This is a genomic window from Nocardia transvalensis (assembly GCF_015477765.1).
GTDB classification, from domain to species: domain Bacteria; phylum Actinomycetota; class Actinomycetes; order Mycobacteriales; family Mycobacteriaceae; genus Nocardia; species Nocardia transvalensis_A.
Window position 1 is genome coordinate 212,801 of the sequence record NZ_JADLQQ010000007.1, and the last position, 23,228, is coordinate 236,028.

Here is a 23,228-nt window from a genome sequence, read left to right on the forward strand (position 1 = left end):
TCGATCTCACTGGGGCTGGCCGGATATGGCTGGGCGGGCGGAGTTTCGGGAGCGCAGGAGTTCGCGCGCGATGATCAGCTGCTGCACCTCGGTGGCCCCCTCGTAGATGCGCAGCGCCCGGATGTCGCGGTACAGCCGTTCCACCGGCTGCCCGCTGACCACGCCGAGTCCGCCCCAGAGCTGGACCGCGGCGTCGATCACCCGCTGGGCGCCCTCGGTCGCGGCCATTTTCGCCATGGCGGCCTCGCGGGTGACCGTGCGGCCCCGGTCGCGCTGCCATGCCGCGCGATAGGTGAGCAGGGCGGCGGCGTCGATCGTGGTCGCCATCCGCGCGAGTTCGGCCTGGGTGAGCTGCAGATCGGCCAGCCGCCCGCCGAACATGATTCGCGAGGTGGCCCGAGCCATCGCCTCGTCCAGCGCACGCCGGGCGAAGCCGAGCGCCGCCGCGGCGACGGAGGTGCGGTAGACGTCCAGGGTGCGCATCGCGAGCCGGAATCCCGTGCCCGGCTCGCCGAGCAGCCGTGCCGCGGGCACCCGGCATCCCTCGAAACGCAGGCGTGCCAGAGGATGTGGGGAGATGACGTCGATGCGCTCGGCCACGTCGAGTCCAGGAGTGTCCGCGTCCACCACGAAGGCGGAGATGCCGCGCGCGCCGGGTGCCTCACCGGTCCGTGCGAAAACCACGTAGAAGTCGGCGATTCCGCCGTTGGAGATCCAGGTCTTCTCGCCGTCGAGGACGAATTCGTCGCCGTCGGCGCGGGCCGTGCAAGTCAGCGCGGCCGCATCCGATCCGGCATCGATCTCCGACAGGGCGAAGGCGGCGATCGCCGTCCCGGAGGCGACCCCCGGCAGGTAACGGCGTTTCTGTTCGTCGGTACCCGCGAGACCGATTGCGCCGGAACCCAATCCCTGCATAGCGAAGGCGAAATCGGCGAGGGCGTCGTGCCAGGCGAGTGTCTCCCGGGCCAGGCAGATCGCCCGTGTATCGATCGCATCGCGCGCTCCGCCGAAGGCCGTGCCCGCGACCGCATATCGCAGCCAGCCCGCCGCACCGAGTTCGCGCACCAGGGCGCGGCAGGAGTCGTCGACCCCGGCGGTATGGTCGACGCGGATGTGTTCATCGGCCCATGCCGCGAGCTTCGTGGCGAATTCCCGGTGGGGCGCATCGAAGAACGGCCAGTCGAGATGTTCGCCGTCCATGGTCAGTTTCCCTCGAATCGGGGCCGGCGTTTGGCCGCGAAGGCGTGATAGGCGCGGGCGAAGTCCTCGGTGAGCATGCACAGCGCCTGGGCCTGCGCCTCCGCCTCGATCGCCTGGTCGATGGTCAGCGACCACTCTTGGTGCAGCATCGTTTTCGTCATGCCGTGGGCGAAAGTGGGGCCCTCGGCGAGTTCGCGCGCCAGATCCGCTGCGGCGCCGACGAGTTCGTCGGGTTCGGCGAGCTGATTGAAGAAACCCCATGCCAGGCCCTGCTCACCGCTCATCGAGCGGCCCAGATACAGCAGCTCGGCCGCCCGGCCCTGACCGATGATGCGGGGGAGGATGGCGCAGGCGCCCATATCGCACCCGGCGAGCCCGACGCGCGCGAACAGGAACGCGGTCTTGCTTCGGGCGGTCCCGATGCGCAGGTCCGACGCCATGGCGAGGATCGCTCCTGCTCCGGCACAGACCCCGTCGACCGCGGCGACGATCGGCTGCGGGCAGGCGCGCATCGCCTTGACCAGATCTCCGGTCATTCTGGTGAACATCAGGAGTTCGGGTGCGGGCAGCCCGATCAGCGCGCCGATGATGTCGTGGACGTCCCCACCGGAGCAGAAATCGCTTCCGGCACCGCGCAATACGATGACCGAGACATCTTCTGCCCGATCCAGGCGGCGGAACAGATCACGCAATTCGGCGTAGGAGTCGAAGGTGAGCGGGTTCTTCCGCTCGGGCCGGTCCAGCACGATGGTGCCGACGCCCTCGCTCACCGACCAGCGGAAGTGCTGTGCCGCATAGTCGGCGAGGGTGATTCGGTTGCCCGCCCGCAGCGCGGGGTCGAGATGGGTGGTCATTCGATGCTCCCGGGACGATCGATGGTGTGCGCCAGGTGGATTCGCAGTCGCCCCAGCAGGTCGTAGAGCGTCTGCTCGGCGTCGCGGCCGAAGCCGTCGAACATCTCGGTCAGCCAGCGCTCGTGTTCGTCGGCCATCTCGCGGAACCGAGTCCGGCCGCTGTCGGTGATCCGCACCCGGATGGCGCGGCCGTCGTCGGGGTCGGGGACGCGGGCGACCAGGCCCTCCGCGACCAGTTGGTCGGTGAGTCCCGTGACATTGCCGCCGGTGACCATGAGATAGCGCGACAGCGAGCTCATCCGCAGGCCGTCCGGAAAGCGATCGAGCTGAGCCAGATAGTCGAAACGCGCCAGCGTGGTGGCGAAATGCGTGCGTAGCCGGGTCCGGATCTCCTGTTCGATCTGATTACTGCACGCCAGCAGCCGCAGCCACAACCGCACATCCAAATGGTCGTGCGCGGCCGCGCGGGCTTCGACGCCGATGCGCTCGTCACCCAGCACGTGCGCCGTGGTCTCGGCTCGATTCGCCACTCAGGTCACCTCTCCTCCGCTGATCGAAATGGACTGCCCGGTAATTGATTTCGCGTCCGGCGAACACAGCCACGCCACCGTGTCGGCCACCTCGTCGGGCTCGATCAGCCGGCCCTGAGGGTTGTATCGGACAAATGCGTCCAGGGCGGCATCGCGGTCGCGGCCGGTCCTGTCCGCGACGATGGTGACGTTGTCGTGCAGCAGATCGGTGTCGGTGAAACCGGGGCAGACCGCATTCACCGTGATCCCGGTGGCCGCGACCTCGAGCGCCAGCGCGCGGGTCAGGCCGATGACACCGTGCTTGGCGGCCGCATAGGCGCAGGCGTACCGATAGCCGCGCTGTCCGGCAGTGCTGGCGATGGTGACGATCCGGCCGCTGTCGCGGTCGAGCATGTCGGTCAGTGCCGCACGCGTGCACAGGAACGCGCCGGTGAGGTTCACCGCGAGCATGTCGTGCCAGAGGGCGTCGTCGGTGTGCGTCAGCGGCGCACTGGCGGCACGGCCCGCATTGTTGACCAGGATGTCGATGGTGCCGTGTTCGGCTCGTGCCATTGCGAAGGCCGCCGACACCGCGGCGGCGTCGGTGACGTCGCAGACGAATGATGCTGCGGGACCGGGTAGTTCGGCGGCCGTTGCCGTCAAGGTGTCTGCTGCGCGGCCGAACAGCGTGATCCGGGCGCCGTCGCGGGCCAGCCGCCGGGCGATGGCCGCGCCGATGCCCCTGCCGCCGCCGGTGACGACGGCATGCTGTCCGGCCAGTGGGGCCGCCGAGGTGGTCATCCCTGGTTCCGTCCCGGCAGCTGCGCGGCCGCCTTCTCGCGGGCGATATTCGCCTCGAATTGCCTTTTGGCGGCACGGTATTGCTTGGGCCAGTCGATCTCGGTGTGGCCGATCCGGGCGGCCTCGCCCAGCGTCCAGGCCGGGTTCGCCAGGTGCGGGCGGCCGACGGCGCACAGGTCCGCCCGCCCGGCGGCGATGATGCTGTTGACATGATCGGCCTCGGAGATCCCGCCGACGGCAATGGTCGCGATGCCGGCCTCGTGGCGGATCCGATCCGCGAACGGCGTCTGCCACATGCGGCCGAAGATCGGTTTCTCCTGCTTGCTCACCTGGCCGGAGGAGCAGTCGATCAGATCGGCTCCCGCCTTGCGGAATGCCGTGGCGATCTCGACCGCGTCCTCCGGCGTGATACCGCCGTCCACCCAGTCGTGCGCGGAGATGCGCACCGACATCGGCAGGTGTTGCGGCCAGGCGGCACGCACGGCCCGGAAGACCTCGAGCGGATAGCGCAGCCGCCCCGCCAGCGATCCGCCATAGGAGTCCGTGCGGTGGTTGGTGAGCGGAGAGATGAACCCGGACAGCAGATATCCGTGCGCGCAGTGCAATTCCAGCCAGTCGAATCCGGCCGCCTCGGCGCGGCGCGCGGCGGCGACGAATTGCTCTCGTATCTCGTCCATTTCGGCGCGTGTGAGCTCCCGCGACCACTGGCTCTCGCCCGGCAGATACTGGTGCGGCGAGGCGGAGACCAGCGGCCAGTTCGGTTCGTCGTCGGCGGGTGTGAGCGGTTGATCGATGCCGTCCCACATGCGGCGGGTGGAGCCCTTCGCGCCGGAATGACCCAGCTGGACACCGATCTTGGCGTCGGTGTTGGCATGGACCCAGTCGACGATGCGCCGCCACGCGCGCATCTGCTCGTCGGTGTAGAGCCCCGGGCAGCCGGGGGTGATCCGCCCGGTCGGGCTCACGCAGGTCATCTCGGCGAGCACCAGCCCGGCCCCGCCCAGCGCACGGGCACCGAGATGGACCAGGTGGAAATCGCCCGGCACCCCGTGCACCGCCGAATACTGCGCCATCGGTGAGACCACGATGCGGTTGTTCAGCGTGACCGAGCGCATCGAGAACGGTGTGAACATGGGTGCGATCGGCGCTTCGTCGGCGCGGCGCGGCAGACCGGCGCGGGCGTCGAACCACCGCTCGTAGTTCTCCAGCCAGTCCTTGTCACGCTGCCGCAGATTTTCGTGGCTGATGCGCTGGCTGCGGGTGAGCAGCGAGTACATCAGCTGTTCGGGCTCGAGCCGGTCGCAGTACCGCTCACCGCAGACCTCGAACCAGTCCATCGCATTCCACGCCGCGTTCTGCAGGCGCAGCACATCGATGGACCGCACATCCTGATAGCGCTTCAACACATTCGGCAGATCCGCCGCCGTGTCGCCGTGCTCGGTGAACTGACGTGTCAGTTCGATCGCGTCCTCGAGGGCCAGTTTGGTGCCGGAGCCGATCGCGAAATGCGCGGTGTGCACCGCATCGCCCATCAGCACGACATGGCTGTCTCCATTGTGCAGCCACCACTGCTCGCACCTCACTCGCTGAAAGTTGAGCCAGGCGGAGCCGCGCAGGTGGCGCGAGTTCGTCAGCAGCGGCGCGCCCTGCAGGTTGTCGGCGAACAGCCTTTCGCAGAACTCCACCGACTCGTCCTGGTCGGCCTCGTCCAATCCGTGTGCGAGCCAGACTCTCTCGGGGCATTCGACGATGAAGGTGGAGCTGGTCTCGTCGAACTTGTAGATATGGGCCTGGAACCAGCCGTGCTCGGTTCTGACGAAGTCGAAGGTGAACGCGTCGTAGCGTTTCGGGGTGCCCAGCCAGATGTAGCGGTTGGGGCGGTGCACGATATCGGGCCGGAAGACATCGGCGTGCCGGGTGCGGATCTTGGAGGAGATGCCGTCGCCGGCGACGATCAGGTCGGCATCGGGAAACTCCGTGTCGCACTCCACCTCCCGGTCGAACACCAGCCGCACCCCGAGCTCCTCGCAGCGGGCCTGCAGGATGTTCAGCAGCTTCTTGCGGCCGATGCCGACGAAGCCGTGCCCGCCCGCCCGCAGGGTCCGCCCCTTGAACCGCAGCTCGATATCGTCCCAGTGGTTGAACGCCTGCTGGATGTCGTCCGCGGTCTGCGCATCCCACTGGCACATGTTCTCCATAGTGGCGTCGGAGAACACCACGCCCCAGCCAAAGGTGTCGTAGGGCCGATTCCGCTCGACCACCGTAATGTCATGCGCCGCATCAAGCTTCTTCATCAGCAAGGCGAAGTACAGCCCCGCGGGCCCCCCACCGACGCAGACGATCCTCATGACGCTCTCCTCGCACACCGATCGCCCTATTTACTTTAGGTATAAAGCTTTAGTTGTCAAGCATCACGTCGGGCCGACAGTGCGACCGGGCAGGTCATGTGCTGGTTGTGGCCTGTTCTTCAACTGTGACGAAAGGCGCTGTGGCGCAGTGTGTTATCTGCTAGCGTCGGCGTGGGTTCGGTAAGTGGTCCGAGATAGAGAGATCGCTCACGGTCAGACTGTTCCGAGGGGGTCCACTCGATGTCTACGTTTCGTGATGCGATGTGCGCGTGGCGAGTTGCTGGTCGAGGAGGCGGGGAGTGAGTGAGATCGACACCGAGCCTTCGGCAGGGGACCGGGAAACACCTGAAGGTTTGACCCCGATCCCGTTATTCGAGATCGTGCAGGGTGGTTGGGCGGCGTCGACGTTGGCCGCGGCACTCGAGGTCGGCTTGTTCGAAGTGACCGCTCGACCGGGCGGGCTCGGCCGCGAGGACGTCGCACGGGAGTTGGAAATTCAGGATCGTCCTGCCGATATCTTGTTGGCGGCCTGCGCGTCCCTGGGGCTTCTGATCAAAGACGGTGAGCGATACCGCAATTCGCCGTTGTCGGATGAGTTTCTCGTCGAAGGGCGTCCTTACTATTTCGGCGGTTTCATCCGGTACGCCGATCGACGCAGGTACCCCGGTTGGCAGGAGCTTGCGACCGCTGTCAGGACGAACCGGCCGACCACATGGGATCCGGAGAAACAGTCGAGCGTGTTCGACCAGGGCGACCAGCTCGTCCTGTCGATGTTCTGGGAAGCCATGCATTCGATGAGTTCGTTCACCGGGCGTGTGATGGCGCGGGCGCTGCCGGTGCTGGCCGAACGTCATGCGCTGCTGGATGTCGGCGGTGGATCAGGCGCCTTGGTCATCGAGGCATGTAAGGCAGTGCCGACGCTCCGCGCGGCCGTGTTCGAGCTTTCGCACGTCTGCGAGATCGCGGCACAGAAGATCGCTGCGGCGGGACTCGAGGCCCGCATCGCTACCGTGCCGGGAGATTTCCTCGCCGACGACGCACTGCCCACGGGATACGACACCATCAGCCTGTCCGCGGTCCTGCACGATTGGGACGAGAAAACCGGCCGGGCGCTGCTCGGAAAATGTTTCCGCGCACTTCCGGCAGGCGGGATGATCATCCTGCTGGAGGACCTGCTCGACGACGACCGGACCGGACCGTCGCGGGCCGCGCTGGTCGGGGTGAACATGCTGGTCGAGACCGAGGGCGGCAAGAACTACTCGGGCGCGGAGTACACAAGCTGGCTGACCGACGCGGGTTTCGCCGACGTGGAGCGGATCCCCTGCGAATCGGTGACGACGAACAGCATCATCCTGGCCCACAAGCCGTAGCAGGGGTACCAATTCATTTGCTTCGCTTCGGTTCGGAACAGTCTCGGACAGTTCCGAACAGGTAGTGTCGCGCGCATGGCGTGCAGGATCACCGAACTTGTTATCGACTGTGTCGACCCGCAACGGCTGGCGGACTTCTGGTGTGAAGTTCTCGGGTACGTCGAACTCGGTTGGGAGGACGATGCCGCTCTGGAGATCGGGCCGCCCGGGGCCGGCTTCGGCGGGCCGCAGCCGACGCTGGTGTTCATCCGCAGCGCCGAGCCGAAGAGTGGGAAACTGCCGCTGCACTTCGACGTGAATCCCACCGACCGCGATCAGGATGCGGAACTGGAGCGGCTGCTCGCCGCGGGTGCGCGGAAGGTCGACATCGGCCAGACCGGCGACGCACACTGGCATGTGCTGGCCGATCCGGAGGGGAATGAGTTCTGTCTGCTCCGGCGCCGGGTCGAGGCGGTCGAGAGCTGAAGGGCGGGTGTCGCTCGAGAGCCCACGTCGGTGAAGTTCATGCCAGCGGACTATCCGCGAGCCCGTCACACCGTGCCGGACACCGCGGTGTGTTCGAGTACGGCGGTGGCGAATTCGTGGTGCACGGCGGTGGGCAGCGAGTGCCCCATCCCGTGGATCTCGACGAGCCGGGCGCCGGGGATGAGGTCGGCGAGATGGCGACCGTGTGGCGGCGGGTTGATCGGGTCACGCATGCCCTGGATGACCAGGGTTGGGGTGGTGATTCCGGACAGTTCCGGGCCGCGGCCGTCGAGCCCCACGTGGACTTCACCATGCGGGTGCAGCTGTCTTGTATCCGTCCGGCCCGCGTGCCGTTGGGACATCAGTTCCGCGTCCCGGATCTCGGCCTCGTCGTAGAACTCACCGGCCGCCATCCGCTCGAGGTCGTCGTGGGATGTGCTTATTCCGAACGCCAGCTCGACGAACCGTCGATCGGGGGTCGGCAGCCCGTCCGGTGTGGGCTCGCCGGTCAACGCCCGCTCCCAATTGCGGAAAAAGTCGACCCCGAGCGCGAAGCAGTTGCTCAGCGTGACGGTCCGCAGCCGCGACGCATGGTCCAGCGCCAACAGCTGAGAGATCCCGCCGCCCATTCCGAAACCTACGACGTGTGCGGTATCGATCTTCCAACCGTCGAGCACCGCGACCGCGTCGGAGGCCAGGTCATCGAAGGTGTAGGGGTGCTGCGAGAATTCCCGCCACGTCGACCTGCCGGTGTCTCGGTAGTCGAAGCGGATCACCCGATGCCCGGCGGCCACGAAGCGCTCGACCAGCGGCTCCGGCCAGCCTCTCGAGGAGAGGGTGTCACCGGCGAGAAGCAGGAGGGCCGGATCGGTTGGGGCACCGAGGCTTTCGGTCCACAGTTCGATGTCTCCGACATGGATCATCCTGGCGGTCACCGGAGTTCACCGCCGAAGTGCATCGCGTGGTCGGTCGGGCGGCAGTCGAGCAACGGCCGGACGACAAGTCTGCCGACACTTCCGGTCGCACCGGTCACCACAATGGTCATTTGATTACATCCCCTGATTCGGTAAATGAATACGCAGCACAGAAGTCGTTCGGGTATGAGACCTGATCGTGAAATCGAAGTTACCCCGAAGACGGCGGGTTGACAAATTCCCGAAACACCTTGACAGCACTACTTTCTCTTGTTCTGGGCGGTCGGGTGGCATTGCTTGACATTTCCGGGGGAATGCTGTCCGGGTAGGGCATCTTGCTTCCGGTAGCAGCCTATGAGCTGCCAGTGAATATATGGCCCAGTGTCTTTCTCTGAACTGTTTTGTTATGGGCAGCGGAGGTCCGGGAATGGATTTTCTACGCCGCAATCGGGATGGACGCATGAGGATGCAAGCCGTGCGCAAGGGCCGTGCAATCGGCGTCCAGCACTCTCGTCGGCGTGACCGAACACGACGATCGGCGAACGAATCGCGCTGCAGCACTTGCGGAATGCCGTTCCGACTACAGTGTGCCAGCCGCGAGCCGATCGGTCACCGACTTGAAAGGAATCACCATGCGCACTGGAGTAACGATCGTCGGCGCCGGACTCGGCGGGCTCACCCTTGCTCGCGTCCTGCACGTTCACGGCATCCCGGCGACGGTGTACGAGGCGGAGGCCTCGCCGACGGCGCGCTCGCAGGGCGGGATGCTCGACATCCACGACTACAACGGCCAACTCGCCGTCGAGGCGGCGGGTCTGATGGCCGAGTTCCGTAGCCTCATCCTGGAAGGCCGCCAAGCGATGCGGGTCCTGGATCGGGACGGGACCGTCCTGTTCGACAAGGCCGACGACGGCACGGGTGGACGCCCCGAGGTGCAGCGCGCCGAGCTGCGGCAGATCCTGCTCGACTCACTCCCGGCCGGCACCGTCCGGTGGGGCCACAAACTCAGCAGTGTTCGTGCCCTCGGCGAGGGCCGCTATGAGCTGGGCTTCGCCGACGGCAGCATCGTCACCACGAGCGTGCTCGTCGGCGCGGACGGCGCATGGTCCCGAGTCCGGCCGCTGCTGACCGCCGCGACACCCGAGTACACCGGCACGTCGTTCGTCGAGACCTACCTGTTCGACGCCGACACCCGCCGCCCGGCCAGCGCGAAAGCGGTGGGCGACGGGTCGATGTTCGCGCCCGCGCCGGGCAAGGGGATCTTCGCTCACCGGGAAAGGGGCGACACCTTGCACACCTACGTGGAACTCACCGAGCCGCTGGACTGGTTCGCCGCCATCGATTTCACCGATGCCGCCGCGGCCACCGTGCGGATAGCGCAGGAGTTCGACGGCTGGGCACCGGAACTCACCGCTCTGATCACCGACGGGGACACCGCGCCGGTCTGGCGCCCCCACTACGCTCTGCCGATCGAACACCGGTGGGATCGGATGCCGGGGGCGACCCTGGTCGGCGACGCCGCCCACCTCTCGGCCCCGAACGGCGAAGGTGCCAACCTGGCCATGCTCGACGGCGCCGAACTCGGCAAGGCCCTCGCCGCACACCCCGACGACGTCGAGGCCGCGCTCACCGAATACGAGCAGGCCATGTTCACCCGCAGCAGCGAAGCCGCCACCGACACCACCGTCCTCGTCGAGAGTTTGTTCGGCGGCAACGCCCCCCACAGCCTGGTCGACATGTTCACCGGAGGCGATCGGGCCCACTGAATGTTCCGATGGAGATCGGTTGGCCGCCAACGGCTCCATGTCCGTCGGCGGCCCGGAATTCCTACCGTGGGTGGTGTCCACCGGCGCGTATGGGGCGGAGCATGGGACACATGACCGATTCGGACAGGAATCGGCCGGAATCTGCCGCCGATCTCGAAGCCCGTCGCGCCGCTGCGGTGCGTGCCGCGCGGTCCAAACTTCCCGGACACCGAAACCTGCTCCGGGAGGCACGGCATGGACGGAACCTCAGCGCTGCCATGCTTCCGCTGTTCCTGCTGAGGCCGCCCAGGGGCTACGGGATCCTCATCACGACCGGCCGCAAGACCGGCAAGCGGCGCCGCAAATGCATGCGAGTGATCCGGTCCGGCGACAAGGCGTACCTGACACAGCTCCTGCTTCCCCATGTCGCGGTCGATCGTCCCTTCGCGGCCTCAGGATGGCTACTGAATATTCGCGCAAACCCGCACGTGCGATTGAAGATTCGCGGCGGCACGTTCTCGGGCACGGTACGCGAGATCACCGAGCCTCAGGAGTTGGCGGCCGCCCGCGCGGTGCTCACCGAAACGGTCGTACCCCTCGACTTCGGCGAATGTCTACTCCACATGCGTGGCGCTCCGTCGCGAACGAAAATCCAAGAACTACACCGCTATTGGTTCGACACCGGCCACCCGCTGGTCATCGATCTGGAAGTCTAGCCAGCCATAATTACGTGTCGGGCAATCCTTTTCAGGACGATCAGCGGAGTGACGTACTGCTCGGTCACCCGCCCACCGAGGTCGTGCGCCGCCTGAGCTGCCTCGTCGACCTCGGCAGGGTTCCAGTTGCTGAACGTCGTGAACAGATCGTGAATCTGGTCGCTCCGAAGTTCGATCGTCCAGGAGAACTGCTCGACATGCATGGCGGCGAAGTGCCCACTGCTCGTGAGCCGGTCCATCCAGGCATCGGTGTCGAGCTCGCCGGGGCCACGCCGCCGATGCTGCTCGCCCCGGCGCGCTGTGATCGCCGCGACCCGCTCGCGGAACGGGGTGACTGCCGCCGCAGGGGCTCCGAACGCGTTGCGCCACACGGCGAAATGCCCCTCGGGCACCAACGCTCGATGAAGTCTCGGCAACACCACATCGAGATCGAACCAGTGGACTGCCGTCGCGGCGACGGCGAGATCGAAGGCTGCAGGGGGCAACGGTACGGACTCCGCCCTGTCCACGTATACCGTCGCTTCGGGCCAGCGTCGACGCAGGCGGTCGGCAAGGGCAGCGCCGGGCTCGACGGCCGTGACCGAAGCACCGGCCCGCAGCATCGGTCCGGTCGCCAGACCGGTGCCGGCGCCGAGCTCGATCACCCGGGTGCCCTGTCGCAGCAACCCGAGGTCTGTCAGTCGTGCCCACAGTGCGGTCGGATACGGCGGTCTGGCGCGGTCGTAGATCTCCGCGTGGTTGTCGAAGTGCGACGGATCGGGCATCGGGACCAGCCTAATCCGGCTGTGCGGGGGCTGCGTCGGAACTGCCGCTCATCGAAGATGTCGGTGGCGCTTTCTAGGATGGCGTTGCCGCACAAGGGATAAGGATTCGTATGGGCACGTGGGACACCGGACCGTTCGACAACGACACCGCCGCCGATTGGAGCTATGAACTGCAGGATGCCGACCCCGCCGAGCGGCCGGGCGTGATTCGGCACGCATTGACGGCGGCCGCTGAGGAAACCGGTTATCTGGACAGCGCCACAGCATGTGAGGCTATCGCCGCGGCCGCGATCGTGGCCTCGACGGTCCCCGGCGGGCAGCCGATCACGTCCGCTTACGCGCCCGACTTTCTGATCGAAGGCGGTACGGTCGAACTCGCCTCCGACATCGCTCCGCTTGCGGTCCGGGCGCTGGACAATGTGCTGGGCGAGCATTCCGAATGGCGCGACCTCTGGTTGGACACCGACGCCGACACCCATCGCCCGGCGTTCGACAGCGTGATCAACCTACGGACGGTGCTGCAATCAGCATGGTGACCGCGCACCTCTGATTGAGGCTTCTACCTGTCGAACTCGCGTAGAAGCCGTGGAAGTTTCACTCGGGTCTTCAACGATACGGTCGAGGGCAGTTCCTTCCGAAAAGGGGTTCCCATGTCCACTGCCACATCACTGCGTGGAATCGCCCGCCAGCTCGACGACCCGGTCGGCCTGGGCCGGGCCCTCGACGAACTGCTCGCCACGCGGCCCGAGCCGCCGACCCTGCTCGCGCTCGGCGAGCCGACCCACGGGATCGAGGCATTCCCGTTGCTGCGCAACGAAATCCTCGGCCACCTCGTCGAACGGGGGTACCGGTCGATCGTGTTGGAGATCGATATCTTTGCCGCGTCTCTCGTCGACGACTACGCGGGCGGGGCGGCCGGGGAGATCGATACGGTGCTCGCGAACGGCATCAGCCACGGGTTCGGTGCCGTGCCGGGCAACCGCGAACTCGTCGAATGGCTCCGCGCGCACAATGCCGACCGCGCGCCGCAGGATCGGGTTCGCTTCCACGGCTTCGACGCGCCGGTCGAGCACTACGGCGCGCCGAGCCCGCGGCGCGCATTATCCGTCGTCCTCGACTACCTGCCCGCGGCGCTGCGGCCCGAATCGGCCCGCGACCTCGACGTGCTGCTCGGCGAGGACGCGGACTGGACGAACCGAGCGGCCGTGTACGACCCGGCAGCGTCCATCGGCAACTCGGAACGCGCTCGCGCCCTGCGCATCGTCGCCGACGACCTCGCCAGCGCGCTGTGCCGCGCGGCACCCGGCCTGCGCCCCGCCGACCCCACCGGCTACGACCACGCCGTCGCCCACGCGCGCACCGCGCAGGGCCTGCTGCGCTATCACGCGGCCATGGCAAGCTCCGCCCCCGATCGCATCGCGACACTGGCCAGCCTGCGCGCCGAGATGATGGCCGAGAACCTGCTCGCGATCGTTACCCAGGAGCAGCGACGTGGACCGAGCCTGGTGTTCGCGCACAACGCGCACCTGCGGCCGCACCCACCGGTCGGCGAAGACGGGGCGAACTGGGGGAGCGCCGGCGCGCTCGTCGGGCTCACCCTCGGCGAGCGCTACATGTTCGTGGCAACCGACGCCAACCCCCACAGCGATCCGGGCACACTCCAGCGCGTGTTGGCCGAGGCGACCACGCGACGCGCCCTGTTCCCGACACCGGCACTGCGCGCCGCGCTGCCCCCGTCGATCGGCACGGGCAAACCGATCGTGCCCGGCCACATCCCGCTCGCCCCGCCAGACTTGGACGGCGCCGACGCGATCATCTTCGTCGCCGACACCGACGGAAAACGCCATCAGTACTGGTAGCCCTTCGGGGGTTACCGGACGGGGAAGTCGAAGTAGGTGTTCGGGAACGGTTCGTCGCGCAGGGTGAAATGCCACCATTCCTCGGCGAGGTTCTTGAAGCCGTGGTCGGACATCGCATCGGCCAGCAGTGCGCGCAGCGCCCGTTGCGTGCCGCCGGTCGTGGGATTGGCGGTGTGGGCGGCGGGGTCGAAACAGTCGAAACCCGTGCCGAAGTCGAGGCTCTCGTCGCGGAATCGCTGATCCGCGGGGAGGAAGCATTCGCGCAGCGGATCGCCGGCACGGTACTGCTCGGCGGCGGGCGCGGGCAGCGCGACGATCGTCAGATCCACTGTGCTGCCGCGGGTGTGGCCGGATTTCTCGGCAATGTAGCCGTGGCGGAACAGGTCCGCCTTGTCCACCGCCGGATAGAACTCCTTCTTCATCTTCACGTCGTCGAGATTGTTTGCCCACGCGACGAATTGGTCGACCGCCCGCTGCGGTCGATAGCAGTCGTAGGTCTTGAGCGTGAGGTTCATCGGCCGCAGTTCCCGCTGTACCTCCGCGAGGGCGGCCGCCGCCTGCCGGGTCAGAAGGCATTTCGGTGCCTCGTAGCCGGCGATGCGCGTCCCGATGAAGTTGTGGTCGCCGTAGTAGCGGGCGTCGACGAGGATTGTCGGATCGACATCGCCGATCGAGACGAAGTCCCGCTCACCCGGCGGCGGGGCCGTCGGCCGCTCCGCGCAGCCGCCCGTCGCTGCCGCCGCGCAGATCAACACGAGCGCGCCGAGGCGCCGCGATAATGAGAACCGGCCCATGTCACTCCTTTCGGCACCGGCCGCGAAGGTGCGGCGCAGGTCGTCGAGTACCCCTACCCCTGCAGAGATCACGACGGTCGTCCGGATAGGTATATTTCAACAGAACCGCGCGACGGGCACCGTGAGCCCTCGTGGCCCGGTGATCAGGAGGATGTCATGTCCCAGAAAGTCGGGAACCCCATGCCCGCCGACACCGTCACGCGATTCCGGCAAGCGTTCGCGGCCGGCGATCCGGAGACGATGATCGCCCTGCTGGCCCCGGATTTCGAGCTGCACTCGCCGGTGGAAGCGCACACATACCGTGGCCGCGATGCCGCCGGGATTATCTTTCGCGCATTGATGGAAACTTTGACCGACTATCGGCATCGCGGCCAATTGACCGGAGCGAGTTGGGACGCGGGGCCCGCCGACACTCACATCTGGCTGTTCCGCGCTCGTATCGAATCCCTTGCGGCACACGGCATGATGATGATCCAGCTCGACGACACCGACCGGGTGGCGGCGTTGACGGTGATGATCCGGCCGCTACCCGCCCTCATCGCATTCGATGAACGAATGCGTGCCGAAATCGAGGCCCGCAACGGTGGCGAGCCGATCACACCGGCCACCCGCGGCATGTGAACGAACCGCCGGGTGCCTTCGGGGATTCGTGCCCGCGCGAATGGTGGCTCTGCTCAGTACTTTTCGTTCCTACATCGATGGAAGGAAGCGTCTCGCGATGGTCACTGTTCTCGGTGGAGGGATTGCCGGTACCGCACTCGCTGCGGCGCTTGCGCATCGCAAGCATCCCGTCACAGTTTATGAACGCCAGACCGCCCAAGGTGCCGGGGCCTTCATGGTTCTCGACGGCCACGCTCATCAAGCCCTCGCCGATCTCGGGGTTCCCCTGGATCTGCTCCACCGGGCATCCCACTCCATCCCCGGCTTTCGCTTCCATTACCTGCCCGATGGACGGATGCGTGGTCAGGGGCACCGTCTGTACCAGCGCGTCGATCTCATGAACGTCCTCACCGAATACGCTGCCGCAGCGGCCGCCGACATCCGCTACGGCCAGACCGTCACCGACGTCGACGTCGCCACCGGAACCCTGTTCGATCACACCGGCGAAATCGCCACCGACACAACGCTCATCGCGGCCGACGGCGTCGACTCCCTCGCCCGCAGCCGCCTCGAACCCGACCGGCACGCCGAATACGCCGGGCAGGTGGTCATCTACGGCACCATCCCGCACCGCATGGCCCTCGACACCGAACCCGACGTCATGCACTTCCACGGCCGCCTCGGCGACGGCCCCCTCCCGATCAGCACCTTCGGTCACATGTGGAACGACCACGGCGTCTGGTGGTTCACCCGCCTCACCCGCGACCCCATCGCACCCGATACCGGGGCCCAGCCCACCACCGACTGGGCCGACGCCATCCGCGGCGCCGACCCCACCGCCGCCGACCTCATCGACACCATCCTCGCCGCCACCGACACCATCCACCTCAGCAACGCCCGCAACGTCCCCCTCACCGATGCCCGCCCACCGCAACTCCCGGTCGTGCTCTGCGGCGACGCCGACCACGCCTTCACCCCCGCCGCCGCCGCCCGCGGCGCCCGAGAAGCCATCGAAGACGCGCTCGCCCTCGCCACCGCCCTCACCACCGGCGAATCAGCCGCAGACGCCATGGCCACTCGACGCGACCGCATCACCACCGACCGCCAACAACAGATGCGCATCGTGAGCCGCGCCATTTCGTGAGGGTCCGCATCGCGGACCTGCTCGTCGGTCCGAACCGACCTGCCGAGTTGCTATCCATTCGCCAGCATGGTTAGTGGGTATACTTCCAGCGCATTTTCACCATCTGCTGCAATTCGTCCAGGTCGATGTCCGGTCACGCGAGAAAGGCCTTCGATGCAGGTTATCCGTGGTGGAACGACCGCCCTGGCGGTGGTGGCTGCGCTCGCGGCCGCCGTGCTCGCGGTACCAGCCGGACCCGCGGCCGCGGAAACTCCCGGGACGCTGATGGGCGAAACCGCGCAACCCGATGGGTTCCATGGCATGTCCGGCGGATCGGTGATCACCTACTGGACGACCGGCTCGGACGGGGCGCCACGCCCGGCCAGCGGGGCGTTGTTCGTCCCGCCGGGCACGCCACCGCCGGGCGGCTGGCCGATCATCGCCTTCGACCACGGCACCACCGGCCTCGGCCGCGGCTGCGGCGCCAAATCCGACCCCAGCACGGCACCGCAGTCGTTCTGGAACGACGAAGAGGACGAGCTGATGCGGCACCTGGTCTCGCGGGGTTTCGCCCTGGTGGCACCGGACTATCTCGGACTGGGCCTGTTCGACACCGGCCCGCATCCGTATCTGGAGTTGCGCACCGAGGCCGCCGCCACCATCGATATGGTCCACGCGGTGCGGTCGGCGCACGCGGATCTCTCGCGGACCTGGGCCGTGGTCGGGTTGTCCCAGGGTGGGCAGGCGGCGCTGGGCACGGGGTATTTCCAATCCCGCGATGCCGCCGATCTCGACTTCCGCGGCACGGTCGCGGTCGACCCGGAGTCGGACATCGAGAAGATCCTCCCCATAGCCGGGCCGCAGATTCCGGCCATTCCCGGCACGGACGGCTCGGTCACCTATGTCACTTATATCCTGGCCGGGCTGCGAGCGGCTCGCCCCGACGTCGGCCTCGACCAGTACCTCAGCCCGCTGGGGCGGACCGTCCTGAACGACATCGTCACGCTCTGCAAACCCGCCATCGAGGACCGGGTACGCGGCCTGAGTATCGGCCAACTACTGGCTAAACCGCTGTCCGACACCGGTATTCGTGACGCCTTGACCTCCTATATGGCGGTGCCGACCAGCGGCTACGACGCCCCGATCCTGCTGTTTCTCAACCTCACCGATACCGAGGTCCCCTCTCCCGTACACGTCTGGCTGGCCGAGGAATTCGCCGCCAACGGCGTCGATTTCCGCACCGTGACCGGCACCGGCCGCCACGTCCAACTCAACCCCCAGATGTGGTCGGCCCTCGACGATTTCCTGGCAAACATCCGCTAGCGAGCGACCTCCGCGTTCTTGCCGTCGGTCGACACGTCCCGGAATGGGTGCCGAGTGGTCTGCTCGGTGGGCAGTAACGGACTTCCTGCGTGGGGCGATGGCACGGGATATTGCACCCGATGGAGGAGGTTGGCGCGGATGAACCCGAGGTCGATATTCCGGAAGGCCGCACTCGGCGCGGCGGCGGTGCTCGCAACGGCCACGGTCCTGGTGGCCGGGGCCGGGACTGCGTCCGCCGACGAGTGGCCGGTCCAGCAGCCGAACAGCCCGGTGTCGGTATTCGAGACCAAGAGCTTCCTCACCCCGGGGGATCTCAATTATTGGAACCCGTTCGACGCGAGCTACCGGCTCACCTCGCCGTACGGAACCAGCACCCGCATCGTGTGCACGGCTTTCCACGGCGTGATCATGTCCTGCTGGCAGGCCGACCGGGACGGTAATCCGCATCAGCTGAAGAAGTTGCCGTTCAACTTCCCGGCGGTCGTCGGATGGCAACAACCCGGCGGTGGCCCGAGCCATTTCGTCTATCCCGGATACGTCCCGTTCGTGAGCTGAGCACGCCGCCTTGACCCCCGGCGCCCGGCCTATGATCCCGGCAGGACCCGAGCGTCGGGGACGGCGGGAATCGAGCCCGAGGCGGCCGGGGTGGCGGCGGTCCGTGTGTCACCGGTGGGGTAGTAGTCGGGGGTGGTGGTTCCGGCGAAGAAGTCGGCGAGCCAGCCCAGCGTCAAGGTGCGCAGGGCCTTGACGTTCGCCGGATGCGGTGCGCCGCAGAGGATGTCGCCGAGCATGTCGGAGCTGGCGCCCTCGGCGTCGGTATGGGTGCCGGTGTCGAACTGCACGCCGACGAACGGCCGGTGCAGGGTGCGCTGCAGGGCAACGGTTCCGCTGCCGAAACTGTTGCACAGCGACGGTGGTCCGGACACCGTCAGGATCGGCAGCCCGGTCGCGTCGAGATCGGTGAGGGCGCGGTAGGTGTTGTCGCCCAGGAACGACATGACGGGGTCGAGCAGGATCAGCCCGCGCAGCCCGGCCCACGCCTGCGGATACTTCTGATGCAGGCGGGCGGCGACGTATTCGACGGCTTCGGCGCCCGCGGAATGGCCGATGAAGACGAACTGCTGCGGCAGCGCCGCGGCATCCAGGGCCGCGCCGAGGGCCGCGGTCAGGCTCGCGCTGAGGGCCCCGGCGGGGTCGCCGGAGAACAGGGCCGCGAGGTTGTTCAGAAACGCCGTGTTGTCGCCCAGGTTCTGCAGCGTGCAACCGGACAGATCCATGAACGGCAGACTCGGTGAGAAGACGAGATAGCCCGCGTCGGCGTAGGTGCGGGCCAGATCGGCCATATTCGCATTGCTGCGCGCGAATCCGTGCTGCAGCCAGATCAGCCCCCGTGGCGACCCGCTCGGCCGATACCAGTCGGCGCTCTGCCGGAGCGTGGCTGCGGCGCAAGGGATGTCGATGGTGCCGGACAGATCGTCGGCGGTGGCGGGGGCAGCGGTGAGTGCGAGCGTGCAGGCGGCCAGGACGGCCAGTGCCGGACCTCGGAGGGCCATGGCGGACTCCAAATGCAGAGCCGTTTCCATAGATGGAATGGCGTTTCGAAGCTGATAGATGTCCATTAGCGGCGCTCCGGGACCGGGTGTCAAGGGGAAACGGACAGTCGGCGAGCATGATTCGGTCTGGACAGCACGGCGAGCCACCCGCTATGTTTCGAACAGAGAAACAGCGTTCCGAAATGGCGCCCGATGGGCGCCCGCCCAGGGAGTCACCCGATGACCGTGCACCGAGCCCGAATCGGGCGCTGCTACGAGGATTTCGTGATCGGCGACGTGTATCAGCATCCGCTGGGCCGCACGATCAGCGAGGCCGACAACACCTGGTTCACGCTGCTGACAATGAACACGAACCAGAACCACTTCAACGCCGAATTTGCCGCGCGCGCACCCTACGGGCGCATGATCGTGAACTCGGGGCTGACGGTGGCGATCGTGCTGGGCCTGTCCGTAATCGACACGAGCCAGCTGGCGATCATGAATCTCGGGTGGGAGGAGATCCGGCTCAGCCACCCGGTGTTCGTCGGCGACACGCTCTACGCCGAATCGGTGGTGACCGACGCCCGGAAATCGGCGTCGCGACCGTATGCGGGCATCGTCGGGTTCCGGACCCGCGGCCTCAACCAGGACGGTGCCGAGGTGTTGTCCTGGCGGCGCACCGTGCTGATCTACAAGCGTGACGCGCCGCATCATCGCGACTACTTTCCCCAGGCCGAGTCGGGACCGCTGGCACCATGAGGGTCGACTACGCGCCGTGGGGGCAGACCCTCGCCGAACTCGCCGAGGCGGCCCGGGCCGCCGAGTCGGCCGGTGCCGCGACGATCTGGGTGCCCGAATTGCACCGCAGCGCCACCATTTCCGCGGCGGCGGTCGCACCCGCGCTCACGCGCGCCGGGGTGGGGACGGCCGTGGCGCTGGGTTTCGCGCGCAGCCCGCTGGTGACCGCCCTCGAGGCGCTGGATCTCGACGAACTGGCCGGTGGCCGATTCGTGCTGGGGATCGGAACCGGTACCCGTCGGCTGATGCGCGACTGGCACGACGCCGACTGGGAGCAGCCGGTGGCACGGATGCGCGACACCGTCGCCGCGATACGGACCTTCGTGGCCGGTGCGCATCGTGGCGAGCCGATGGACAACCGGGGTTCGGTGCGGCGGCTGCGCATGCGCGGGTATCGGCGGCCGTATCGGCCGGTGCGGCAGGCGATTCCGATCCATCTGGCGGCAGTGGGACCGCGTCTGACGCGGCTGGCCGGTGAGATCGCCGACGGCTGGCTGTCACACGAGCTGTGCTCGCCGAAGTACCTGAACGACGTTGTACTGCCGCGCCTTGCGGAGGGGCTGGGGGCCTCCGGACGGTCGCGGCCACAACTTCGGGTGGTGGCGTCGGTGTGCTGTTCGGTCGACGACGATGCCACGGCGGCATGGCGGCGGGCGCGGGGCACCGTCGGGTTCTACGCGTCGGTGGCAGGCTATCGGGATCTGTTCGAGGCACATGGTCTGGCCGACGAGCAGGCCGAGGTGGTGCGGGAGCGGCGGGCGGGAGCCGATGCCGACGCCTTGGCGCACGCGGTGCCCGAGTCGATGGTGCGGCCACTGGTCGCCGCGGGCACGGTTGACGAGGTGGTCGAGCGGATCGGCGCCTATGCCGGTAAAGCGGACGCGGTGAAGCTCAGCCCGGCCGTGTATGGGGTTGCGCCGCAGGAGGTCCGGACTATCCAGGGCCGGTTGTTCGAGGTGATCCGGGAGGTGGCGCGATGAGCCCGCTGGCCGATATCCGCATCGTCAGTGTGGAGCAGTACGGTGCGGGTCCGTTCGGGAGCCTGCATCTGGCGGATCTGGGTGCCGAGGTGATCAGGATCGAAGACCCGCGCGCCGGAGGTGATGTGGGCCGGTATGTGCCGCCGTATGCCGACGGGGAGGATTCGCTGTTCTTCGAAACCTTCAATCGGAACAAGAAATCGGTGTCGCTGGATCTGCAGACCTCGGCGGGCCGGGCGGTGTTCGAGGATCTGGTGCGCCACGCCGACGCCGTGTACTCGAATCTGCGCGGCGACGTGCCTGCGGCGCTGGGATTGACCTACCGGGATCTGCGACATCTCAACGAGCGCATCGTGTGCTGCTCGCTGAGCGGGTTCGGGATGACCGGGCCGCGTGCGGCCGAACCGGGCTACGACTACATCGTGCAGGGGCTGGCCGGGTGGATGGACCTCACCGGCGACCCCGACGGTCCGCCCACGAAATCCGGTCTGTCACTGGTGGATTTCTCCGGGGGCTTCGTCGCGGCGCTGGCCGTACTGGCCGGGGTGCATGCGGCGCGGCGCGACGGGGTGGGCACCGATTGCGATCTGTCGCTGTACGACACGGCGATCTCACTACTCAGCTATGTCGCGACCTGGACGGTGAATGCCGGGTATCGGCCTGTGCGGACGAAGGATTCGGCGCATCCGTCGCTGGTGCCGTTCCAGAACTTCGCCGCCGCCGACGGCTGGCTGGTGGTCGGCTGCGCCAAGGAGAAGTTCTGGCAACGACTGGCGGCGGTACTCGACAAGGCCACCGGCGGTGACGAATTCGGCACCGACTGCCGCTACGCCACCTTCGCCGATCGGTCCCGCCACGCGGACCGCCTGCTGACCCGGCTGCGGGAGGTGTTCGCCACCCGCACCGTCGACGCCTGGCTCGCCGACCTGCGCCCGGCGGGCATCCCCTGCGGACCGATCCACGACGTGCCCGCCGCCCTCGCCGACGAGCACACCGCGGCCCGCGAACTCCTGGTCACCACGGACCATCCCCGCTACGGCACGCTGCGCACCCCCGCATCCCCGGTCCGAGTGGGTGTTCGGGCACGCCCGCATCGACGGGCGCCGCAGCGCGGCGAGCATACCGAGGAGATCCTGCGCGACCTACTGGGTTACTCGGACGACCGGATCGCCGAACTGAGTGCGTCGGGCGCTTTCGGAGCCCGGCGATGAGCAGCGTCTCCGCGGCGAGGACGGTGGCCCGGTGGGGGACGGGCCTGCGATACGACGACATTCCGGAGGTAGTGCGGCGAACGGCGATTCGGCATGTCCTGGACGGGATCGGGTGTGCCGTCGCGGCATTGGACGACGATGTTCCGGCGCTGCGGGTTGCCCGCGGGATGGGTGGACCGGCGGAGGCGAGCGTGTTGGGGACGGGGGAGCGGATGGGTGCGCCCGCCGCCGCGCTGGCCAACGGAGTGCTGGTGCACACGCTGGACTTCGACGACACCCATGCCGGTGGGCTCGTGCATCCGACCGCTCCGGTGCTGCCTGCGGTCCTGGCGGTCGGGGAGCAGATCGGCGCGGCGGGACGCGACGTGCTCGCGGCCGTCGTCGTGGGGTACGAGACGATCTGCCGGTTGGGTGCCGCGGCACCGCACGGATTCCACGCCCGGGGCCTGCACGCCACCTCGGTGTGCGGCGTCTTCGCCGCGGCCCTGTCGGCCGCGCGGCTGTACGGTCTGGACGAGGACGCGGCCACGCATGCGCTCGGCATCGCGGGCAGCCAGGCCGGTGGGCTGCTCGCCTTCCTCGGGACCGGGGCGAGCACCAAACAGCTGCATCCCGGATTTGCCGCGCACGCCGGTGTTCTCGCCGCGCGGCTGGCCGTGGCGGGGGCCACCGGGCCGGAGTCCGTCCTCGACGGGGAGCGTGGGCTGTATCGAGTATTGCTGGACCGCGACGGTGTCGATGTCTGTCGGCGGCTCGGCGAGCAGTGGGAGACCACACGCGTCACGGTGAAGCCGTATCCGGCGTGCCAGCTGCTGCACGCGCCGCTGGATGCCGCCCGCTCGGCCGCGGTGAGCATCGACCACATCGACGCGGTCGTGGTCGACCTGCATCCGGATGCGGTGCCGATCGTCTGTGGCCCGGGCCGCGACCGCCCCGACACCGCCTACGCGGCGAAGTTCAGCCTTCCGTGGAGTGTCGCGGCCATGCTGGCCGACGGCGAGGTCACCACCCACACCTACCGTGATCTCGACCGACCAGAGCTCGCCGCCCTCGCGAGCCGGATACGGTATCGCGCTGCCGGCTTCGAGGGGCCGGCCGCCGATCAGCCCGGCCGCCTGTGCATTCGCCTGCGCGACGGCACGGAGGTCGAGGCCCACGTCCCGCACAGCCGCGGCGGCCCGGACGACCCGCATCTGGACGAGATGGTGCGCGAGAAGGCCCTCGCCAACGGCCTCACCCCGGATGCTGTCGCTGCCCTCGAGCACCTGGCCGACCACGACCGCATCACCAGCGTCCTGCAGGAGGTGAAGCCGTGAAACGGT

24 protein-coding genes are annotated in these 23,228 nt (G+C 67.6%); 14 read left to right on the forward strand and 10 right to left on the reverse strand.

From position 1 onward, the window contains the following. Window positions 1–6: 6 nt before the first annotated feature. From IU452_RS21750 to IU452_RS21770, 5 genes are read right to left on the reverse strand one after another with little or no spacing between them, the layout of a single operon-like run. Entirely contained in the window at window positions 7–1,200 is a 1,194-nt protein-coding gene (locus IU452_RS21750; RefSeq protein WP_195110968.1) for an acyl-CoA dehydrogenase family protein, read from the reverse strand. A gap of 2 nt (window positions 1,201–1,202) precedes the next feature. Continuing rightward, window positions 1,203–2,054, reverse strand: a complete 852-nt coding sequence (locus IU452_RS21755) for an enoyl-CoA hydratase family protein (RefSeq protein ID WP_195110969.1) — start codon at window positions 2,052–2,054, stop codon at window positions 1,203–1,205. Further along, a complete protein-coding gene (locus IU452_RS21760; RefSeq protein WP_195110970.1) occupies window positions 2,051–2,584 on the reverse strand; it encodes a MarR family winged helix-turn-helix transcriptional regulator in 534 nt (177 codons plus the stop codon). The genes IU452_RS21755 and IU452_RS21760 overlap by 4 nt, the downstream gene beginning before the upstream one ends. Continuing rightward, entirely contained in the window at window positions 2,585–3,364 is a 780-nt protein-coding gene (locus IU452_RS21765; RefSeq protein ID WP_195110971.1) for an SDR family NAD(P)-dependent oxidoreductase, read from the reverse strand. After that, complete coding sequence (locus tag IU452_RS21770; RefSeq protein ID WP_195110972.1) at window positions 3,361–5,712, reverse strand: bifunctional salicylyl-CoA 5-hydroxylase/oxidoreductase; 2,352 nt, start codon at window positions 5,710–5,712, stop codon at window positions 3,361–3,363. Before IU452_RS21770 ends, IU452_RS21765 begins: the two co-directional genes overlap by 4 nt. Before the next feature lie 299 nt (window positions 5,713–6,011). Between IU452_RS21770 and IU452_RS21775 the strand changes: the two genes are divergently transcribed. Together IU452_RS21775 and IU452_RS21780 are read left to right on the forward strand one after the other, a co-directional pair. Next, window positions 6,012–7,082, forward strand: coding sequence for a methyltransferase (locus tag IU452_RS21775; protein ID WP_324192741.1), 1,071 nt, complete (start codon window positions 6,012–6,014; stop codon window positions 7,080–7,082). A gap of 75 nt (window positions 7,083–7,157) precedes the next feature. After that, window positions 7,158–7,547 carry a VOC family protein gene (locus tag IU452_RS21780; RefSeq protein WP_195110973.1) on the forward strand — a complete coding sequence of 130 codons (390 nt, stop codon included), beginning with the start codon at window positions 7,158–7,160 and terminating at the stop codon, window positions 7,545–7,547. Between the two features lie 65 nt (window positions 7,548–7,612). Here the strand turns inward: IU452_RS21780 and IU452_RS21785 are convergent, their stop codons facing one another. Then, entirely contained in the window at window positions 7,613–8,482 is an 870-nt protein-coding gene (locus IU452_RS21785) for an alpha/beta hydrolase (protein ID WP_324192742.1), read from the reverse strand. Then, entirely contained in the window at window positions 8,479–8,592 is a 114-nt protein-coding gene (locus IU452_RS38960; protein ID WP_195110974.1) for an SDR family oxidoreductase, read from the reverse strand. Before IU452_RS38960 ends, IU452_RS21785 begins: the two co-directional genes overlap by 4 nt. Before the next feature lie 501 nt (window positions 8,593–9,093). On the opposite strand from IU452_RS38960, the gene IU452_RS21795 reads away from it, so the two are divergent. Together IU452_RS21795 and IU452_RS21800 are read left to right on the forward strand one after the other, a co-directional pair. Then, window positions 9,094–10,227, forward strand: coding sequence for an FAD-dependent oxidoreductase (locus tag IU452_RS21795; protein ID WP_195110975.1), 1,134 nt, complete (start codon window positions 9,094–9,096; stop codon window positions 10,225–10,227). Between the two features lie 110 nt (window positions 10,228–10,337). Next, window positions 10,338–10,922: a nitroreductase/quinone reductase family protein gene (locus tag IU452_RS21800; protein WP_195110976.1), complete on the forward strand. Its 585-nt coding sequence runs from the start codon at window positions 10,338–10,340 to the stop codon at window positions 10,920–10,922. Here IU452_RS21800 and IU452_RS21805 read toward each other — a convergent pair. Next, complete coding sequence (locus IU452_RS21805; RefSeq protein WP_195110977.1) at window positions 10,919–11,686, reverse strand: class I SAM-dependent methyltransferase; 768 nt, start codon at window positions 11,684–11,686, stop codon at window positions 10,919–10,921. The genes IU452_RS21800 and IU452_RS21805 overlap by 4 nt on opposite strands. Window positions 11,687–11,796: 110 nt before the next feature. On the opposite strand from IU452_RS21805, the gene IU452_RS21810 reads away from it, so the two are divergent. Together IU452_RS21810 and IU452_RS21815 are read left to right on the forward strand one after the other, a co-directional pair. Beyond that, a complete protein-coding gene (locus IU452_RS21810; protein WP_195110978.1) occupies window positions 11,797–12,222 on the forward strand; it encodes a DUF4259 domain-containing protein in 426 nt (141 codons plus the stop codon). A 114-nt stretch (window positions 12,223–12,336) separates the two neighbouring features. After that, a complete protein-coding gene (locus IU452_RS21815) occupies window positions 12,337–13,545 on the forward strand; it encodes an erythromycin esterase family protein (RefSeq protein ID WP_195110979.1) in 1,209 nt (402 codons plus the stop codon). Window positions 13,546–13,556: 11 nt separating this feature from the next. Here the strand turns inward: IU452_RS21815 and IU452_RS21820 are convergent, their stop codons facing one another. After that, a complete protein-coding gene (locus IU452_RS21820; RefSeq protein ID WP_324192744.1) occupies window positions 13,557–14,411 on the reverse strand; it encodes a M15 family metallopeptidase in 855 nt (284 codons plus the stop codon). Between the two features lie 84 nt (window positions 14,412–14,495). On the opposite strand from IU452_RS21820, the gene IU452_RS21825 reads away from it, so the two are divergent. The 4 genes from IU452_RS21825 to IU452_RS21840 all read left to right on the forward strand — a co-directional run bounded on the left by IU452_RS21825 (window position 14,496) and on the right by IU452_RS21840 (window position 17,940). Continuing rightward, a complete protein-coding gene (locus IU452_RS21825; protein ID WP_195110980.1) occupies window positions 14,496–14,960 on the forward strand; it encodes a nuclear transport factor 2 family protein in 465 nt (154 codons plus the stop codon). 97 nt (window positions 14,961–15,057) lie between these two features. Further along, a complete protein-coding gene (locus IU452_RS21830; protein ID WP_195110981.1) occupies window positions 15,058–16,083 on the forward strand; it encodes an FAD-dependent monooxygenase in 1,026 nt (341 codons plus the stop codon). A 153-nt stretch (window positions 16,084–16,236) separates the two neighbouring features. Continuing rightward, window positions 16,237–17,385 carry a lipase family protein gene (locus IU452_RS21835; protein ID WP_195110982.1) on the forward strand — a complete coding sequence of 383 codons (1,149 nt, stop codon included), beginning with the start codon at window positions 16,237–16,239 and terminating at the stop codon, window positions 17,383–17,385. Between the two features lie 138 nt (window positions 17,386–17,523). Beyond that, entirely contained in the window at window positions 17,524–17,940 is a 417-nt protein-coding gene (locus tag IU452_RS21840; RefSeq protein ID WP_195110983.1) for a hypothetical protein, read from the forward strand. Between the two features lie 29 nt (window positions 17,941–17,969). On the opposite strand, the gene IU452_RS21845 is transcribed toward IU452_RS21840, so the two are convergent. Further along, the gene (locus tag IU452_RS21845) at window positions 17,970–18,938 is read right to left on the reverse strand and encodes an alpha/beta hydrolase (protein WP_195110984.1); all 969 of its coding nucleotides are present in this window, start codon (window positions 18,936–18,938) and stop codon (window positions 17,970–17,972) included. Window positions 18,939–19,157: 219 nt separating this feature from the next. Between IU452_RS21845 and IU452_RS21850 the strand changes: the two genes are divergently transcribed. The 4 genes from IU452_RS21850 to IU452_RS21865 are packed head-to-tail and all read left to right on the forward strand — an operon-like array spanning window position 19,158 to window position 23,222. Further along, on the forward strand, window positions 19,158–19,676 hold the full coding sequence (locus IU452_RS21850; RefSeq protein WP_195110985.1) for a MaoC family dehydratase: 519 nt from the start codon (window positions 19,158–19,160) through the stop codon (window positions 19,674–19,676). Continuing rightward, a complete protein-coding gene (locus IU452_RS21855; RefSeq protein WP_195110986.1) occupies window positions 19,673–20,695 on the forward strand; it encodes an LLM class flavin-dependent oxidoreductase in 1,023 nt (340 codons plus the stop codon). The genes IU452_RS21850 and IU452_RS21855 overlap by 4 nt, the downstream gene beginning before the upstream one ends. Further along, the gene (locus IU452_RS21860) at window positions 20,692–21,906 is read left to right on the forward strand and encodes a CaiB/BaiF CoA transferase family protein (protein ID WP_195110987.1); all 1,215 of its coding nucleotides are present in this window, start codon (window positions 20,692–20,694) and stop codon (window positions 21,904–21,906) included. Before IU452_RS21855 ends, IU452_RS21860 begins: the two co-directional genes overlap by 4 nt. Next, window positions 21,903–23,222, forward strand: coding sequence for an MmgE/PrpD family protein (locus IU452_RS21865; RefSeq protein ID WP_195110988.1), 1,320 nt, complete (start codon window positions 21,903–21,905; stop codon window positions 23,220–23,222). Before IU452_RS21860 ends, IU452_RS21865 begins: the two co-directional genes overlap by 4 nt. Window positions 23,223–23,228 lie beyond the last annotated feature (6 nt).

Excerpts from the sequence above, each read along its gene's own strand:
- IU452_RS21750 (WP_195110968.1), bottom strand. The coding sequence starts at position 1,200 with ATGGACGGCGAACATCTCGACTGGCCGTTCTTCGATGCGCCCCACCGG.
- IU452_RS21755 (WP_195110969.1), bottom strand. The coding sequence starts at position 2,054 with ATGACCACCCATCTCGACCCCGCGCTGCGGGCGGGCAACCGAATCACC.
- IU452_RS21765 (WP_195110971.1), bottom strand. The coding sequence starts at position 3,364 with ATGACCACCTCGGCGGCCCCACTGGCCGGACAGCATGCCGTCGTCACC.
- IU452_RS21770 (WP_195110972.1), bottom strand. The coding sequence starts at position 5,712 with ATGAGGATCGTCTGCGTCGGTGGGGGGCCCGCGGGGCTGTACTTCGCC.
- IU452_RS21780 (WP_195110973.1), top strand. The coding sequence starts at position 7,158 with ATGGCGTGCAGGATCACCGAACTTGTTATCGACTGTGTCGACCCGCAA.
- IU452_RS38960 (WP_195110974.1), bottom strand. The coding sequence starts at position 8,592 with ATGACCATTGTGGTGACCGGTGCGACCGGAAGTGTCGGCAGACTTGTC.
- IU452_RS21795 (WP_195110975.1), top strand. The coding sequence starts at position 9,094 with ATGCGCACTGGAGTAACGATCGTCGGCGCCGGACTCGGCGGGCTCACC.
- IU452_RS21800 (WP_195110976.1), top strand. The coding sequence starts at position 10,338 with ATGACCGATTCGGACAGGAATCGGCCGGAATCTGCCGCCGATCTCGAA.
- IU452_RS21805 (WP_195110977.1), bottom strand. The coding sequence starts at position 11,686 with ATGCCCGATCCGTCGCACTTCGACAACCACGCGGAGATCTACGACCGC.
- IU452_RS21810 (WP_195110978.1), top strand. The coding sequence starts at position 11,797 with ATGGGCACGTGGGACACCGGACCGTTCGACAACGACACCGCCGCCGAT.
- IU452_RS21815 (WP_195110979.1), top strand. The coding sequence starts at position 12,337 with ATGTCCACTGCCACATCACTGCGTGGAATCGCCCGCCAGCTCGACGAC.
- IU452_RS21825 (WP_195110980.1), top strand. The coding sequence starts at position 14,496 with ATGTCCCAGAAAGTCGGGAACCCCATGCCCGCCGACACCGTCACGCGA.
- IU452_RS21830 (WP_195110981.1), top strand. The coding sequence starts at position 15,058 with ATGGTCACTGTTCTCGGTGGAGGGATTGCCGGTACCGCACTCGCTGCG.
- IU452_RS21835 (WP_195110982.1), top strand. The coding sequence starts at position 16,237 with ATGCAGGTTATCCGTGGTGGAACGACCGCCCTGGCGGTGGTGGCTGCG.
- IU452_RS21840 (WP_195110983.1), top strand. The coding sequence starts at position 17,524 with ATGAACCCGAGGTCGATATTCCGGAAGGCCGCACTCGGCGCGGCGGCG.
- IU452_RS21845 (WP_195110984.1), bottom strand. The coding sequence starts at position 18,938 with ATGGCCCTCCGAGGTCCGGCACTGGCCGTCCTGGCCGCCTGCACGCTC.
- IU452_RS21850 (WP_195110985.1), top strand. The coding sequence starts at position 19,158 with ATGACCGTGCACCGAGCCCGAATCGGGCGCTGCTACGAGGATTTCGTG.
- IU452_RS21855 (WP_195110986.1), top strand. The coding sequence starts at position 19,673 with ATGAGGGTCGACTACGCGCCGTGGGGGCAGACCCTCGCCGAACTCGCC.
- IU452_RS21860 (WP_195110987.1), top strand. The coding sequence starts at position 20,692 with ATGAGCCCGCTGGCCGATATCCGCATCGTCAGTGTGGAGCAGTACGGT.
- IU452_RS21865 (WP_195110988.1), top strand. The coding sequence starts at position 21,903 with ATGAGCAGCGTCTCCGCGGCGAGGACGGTGGCCCGGTGGGGGACGGGC.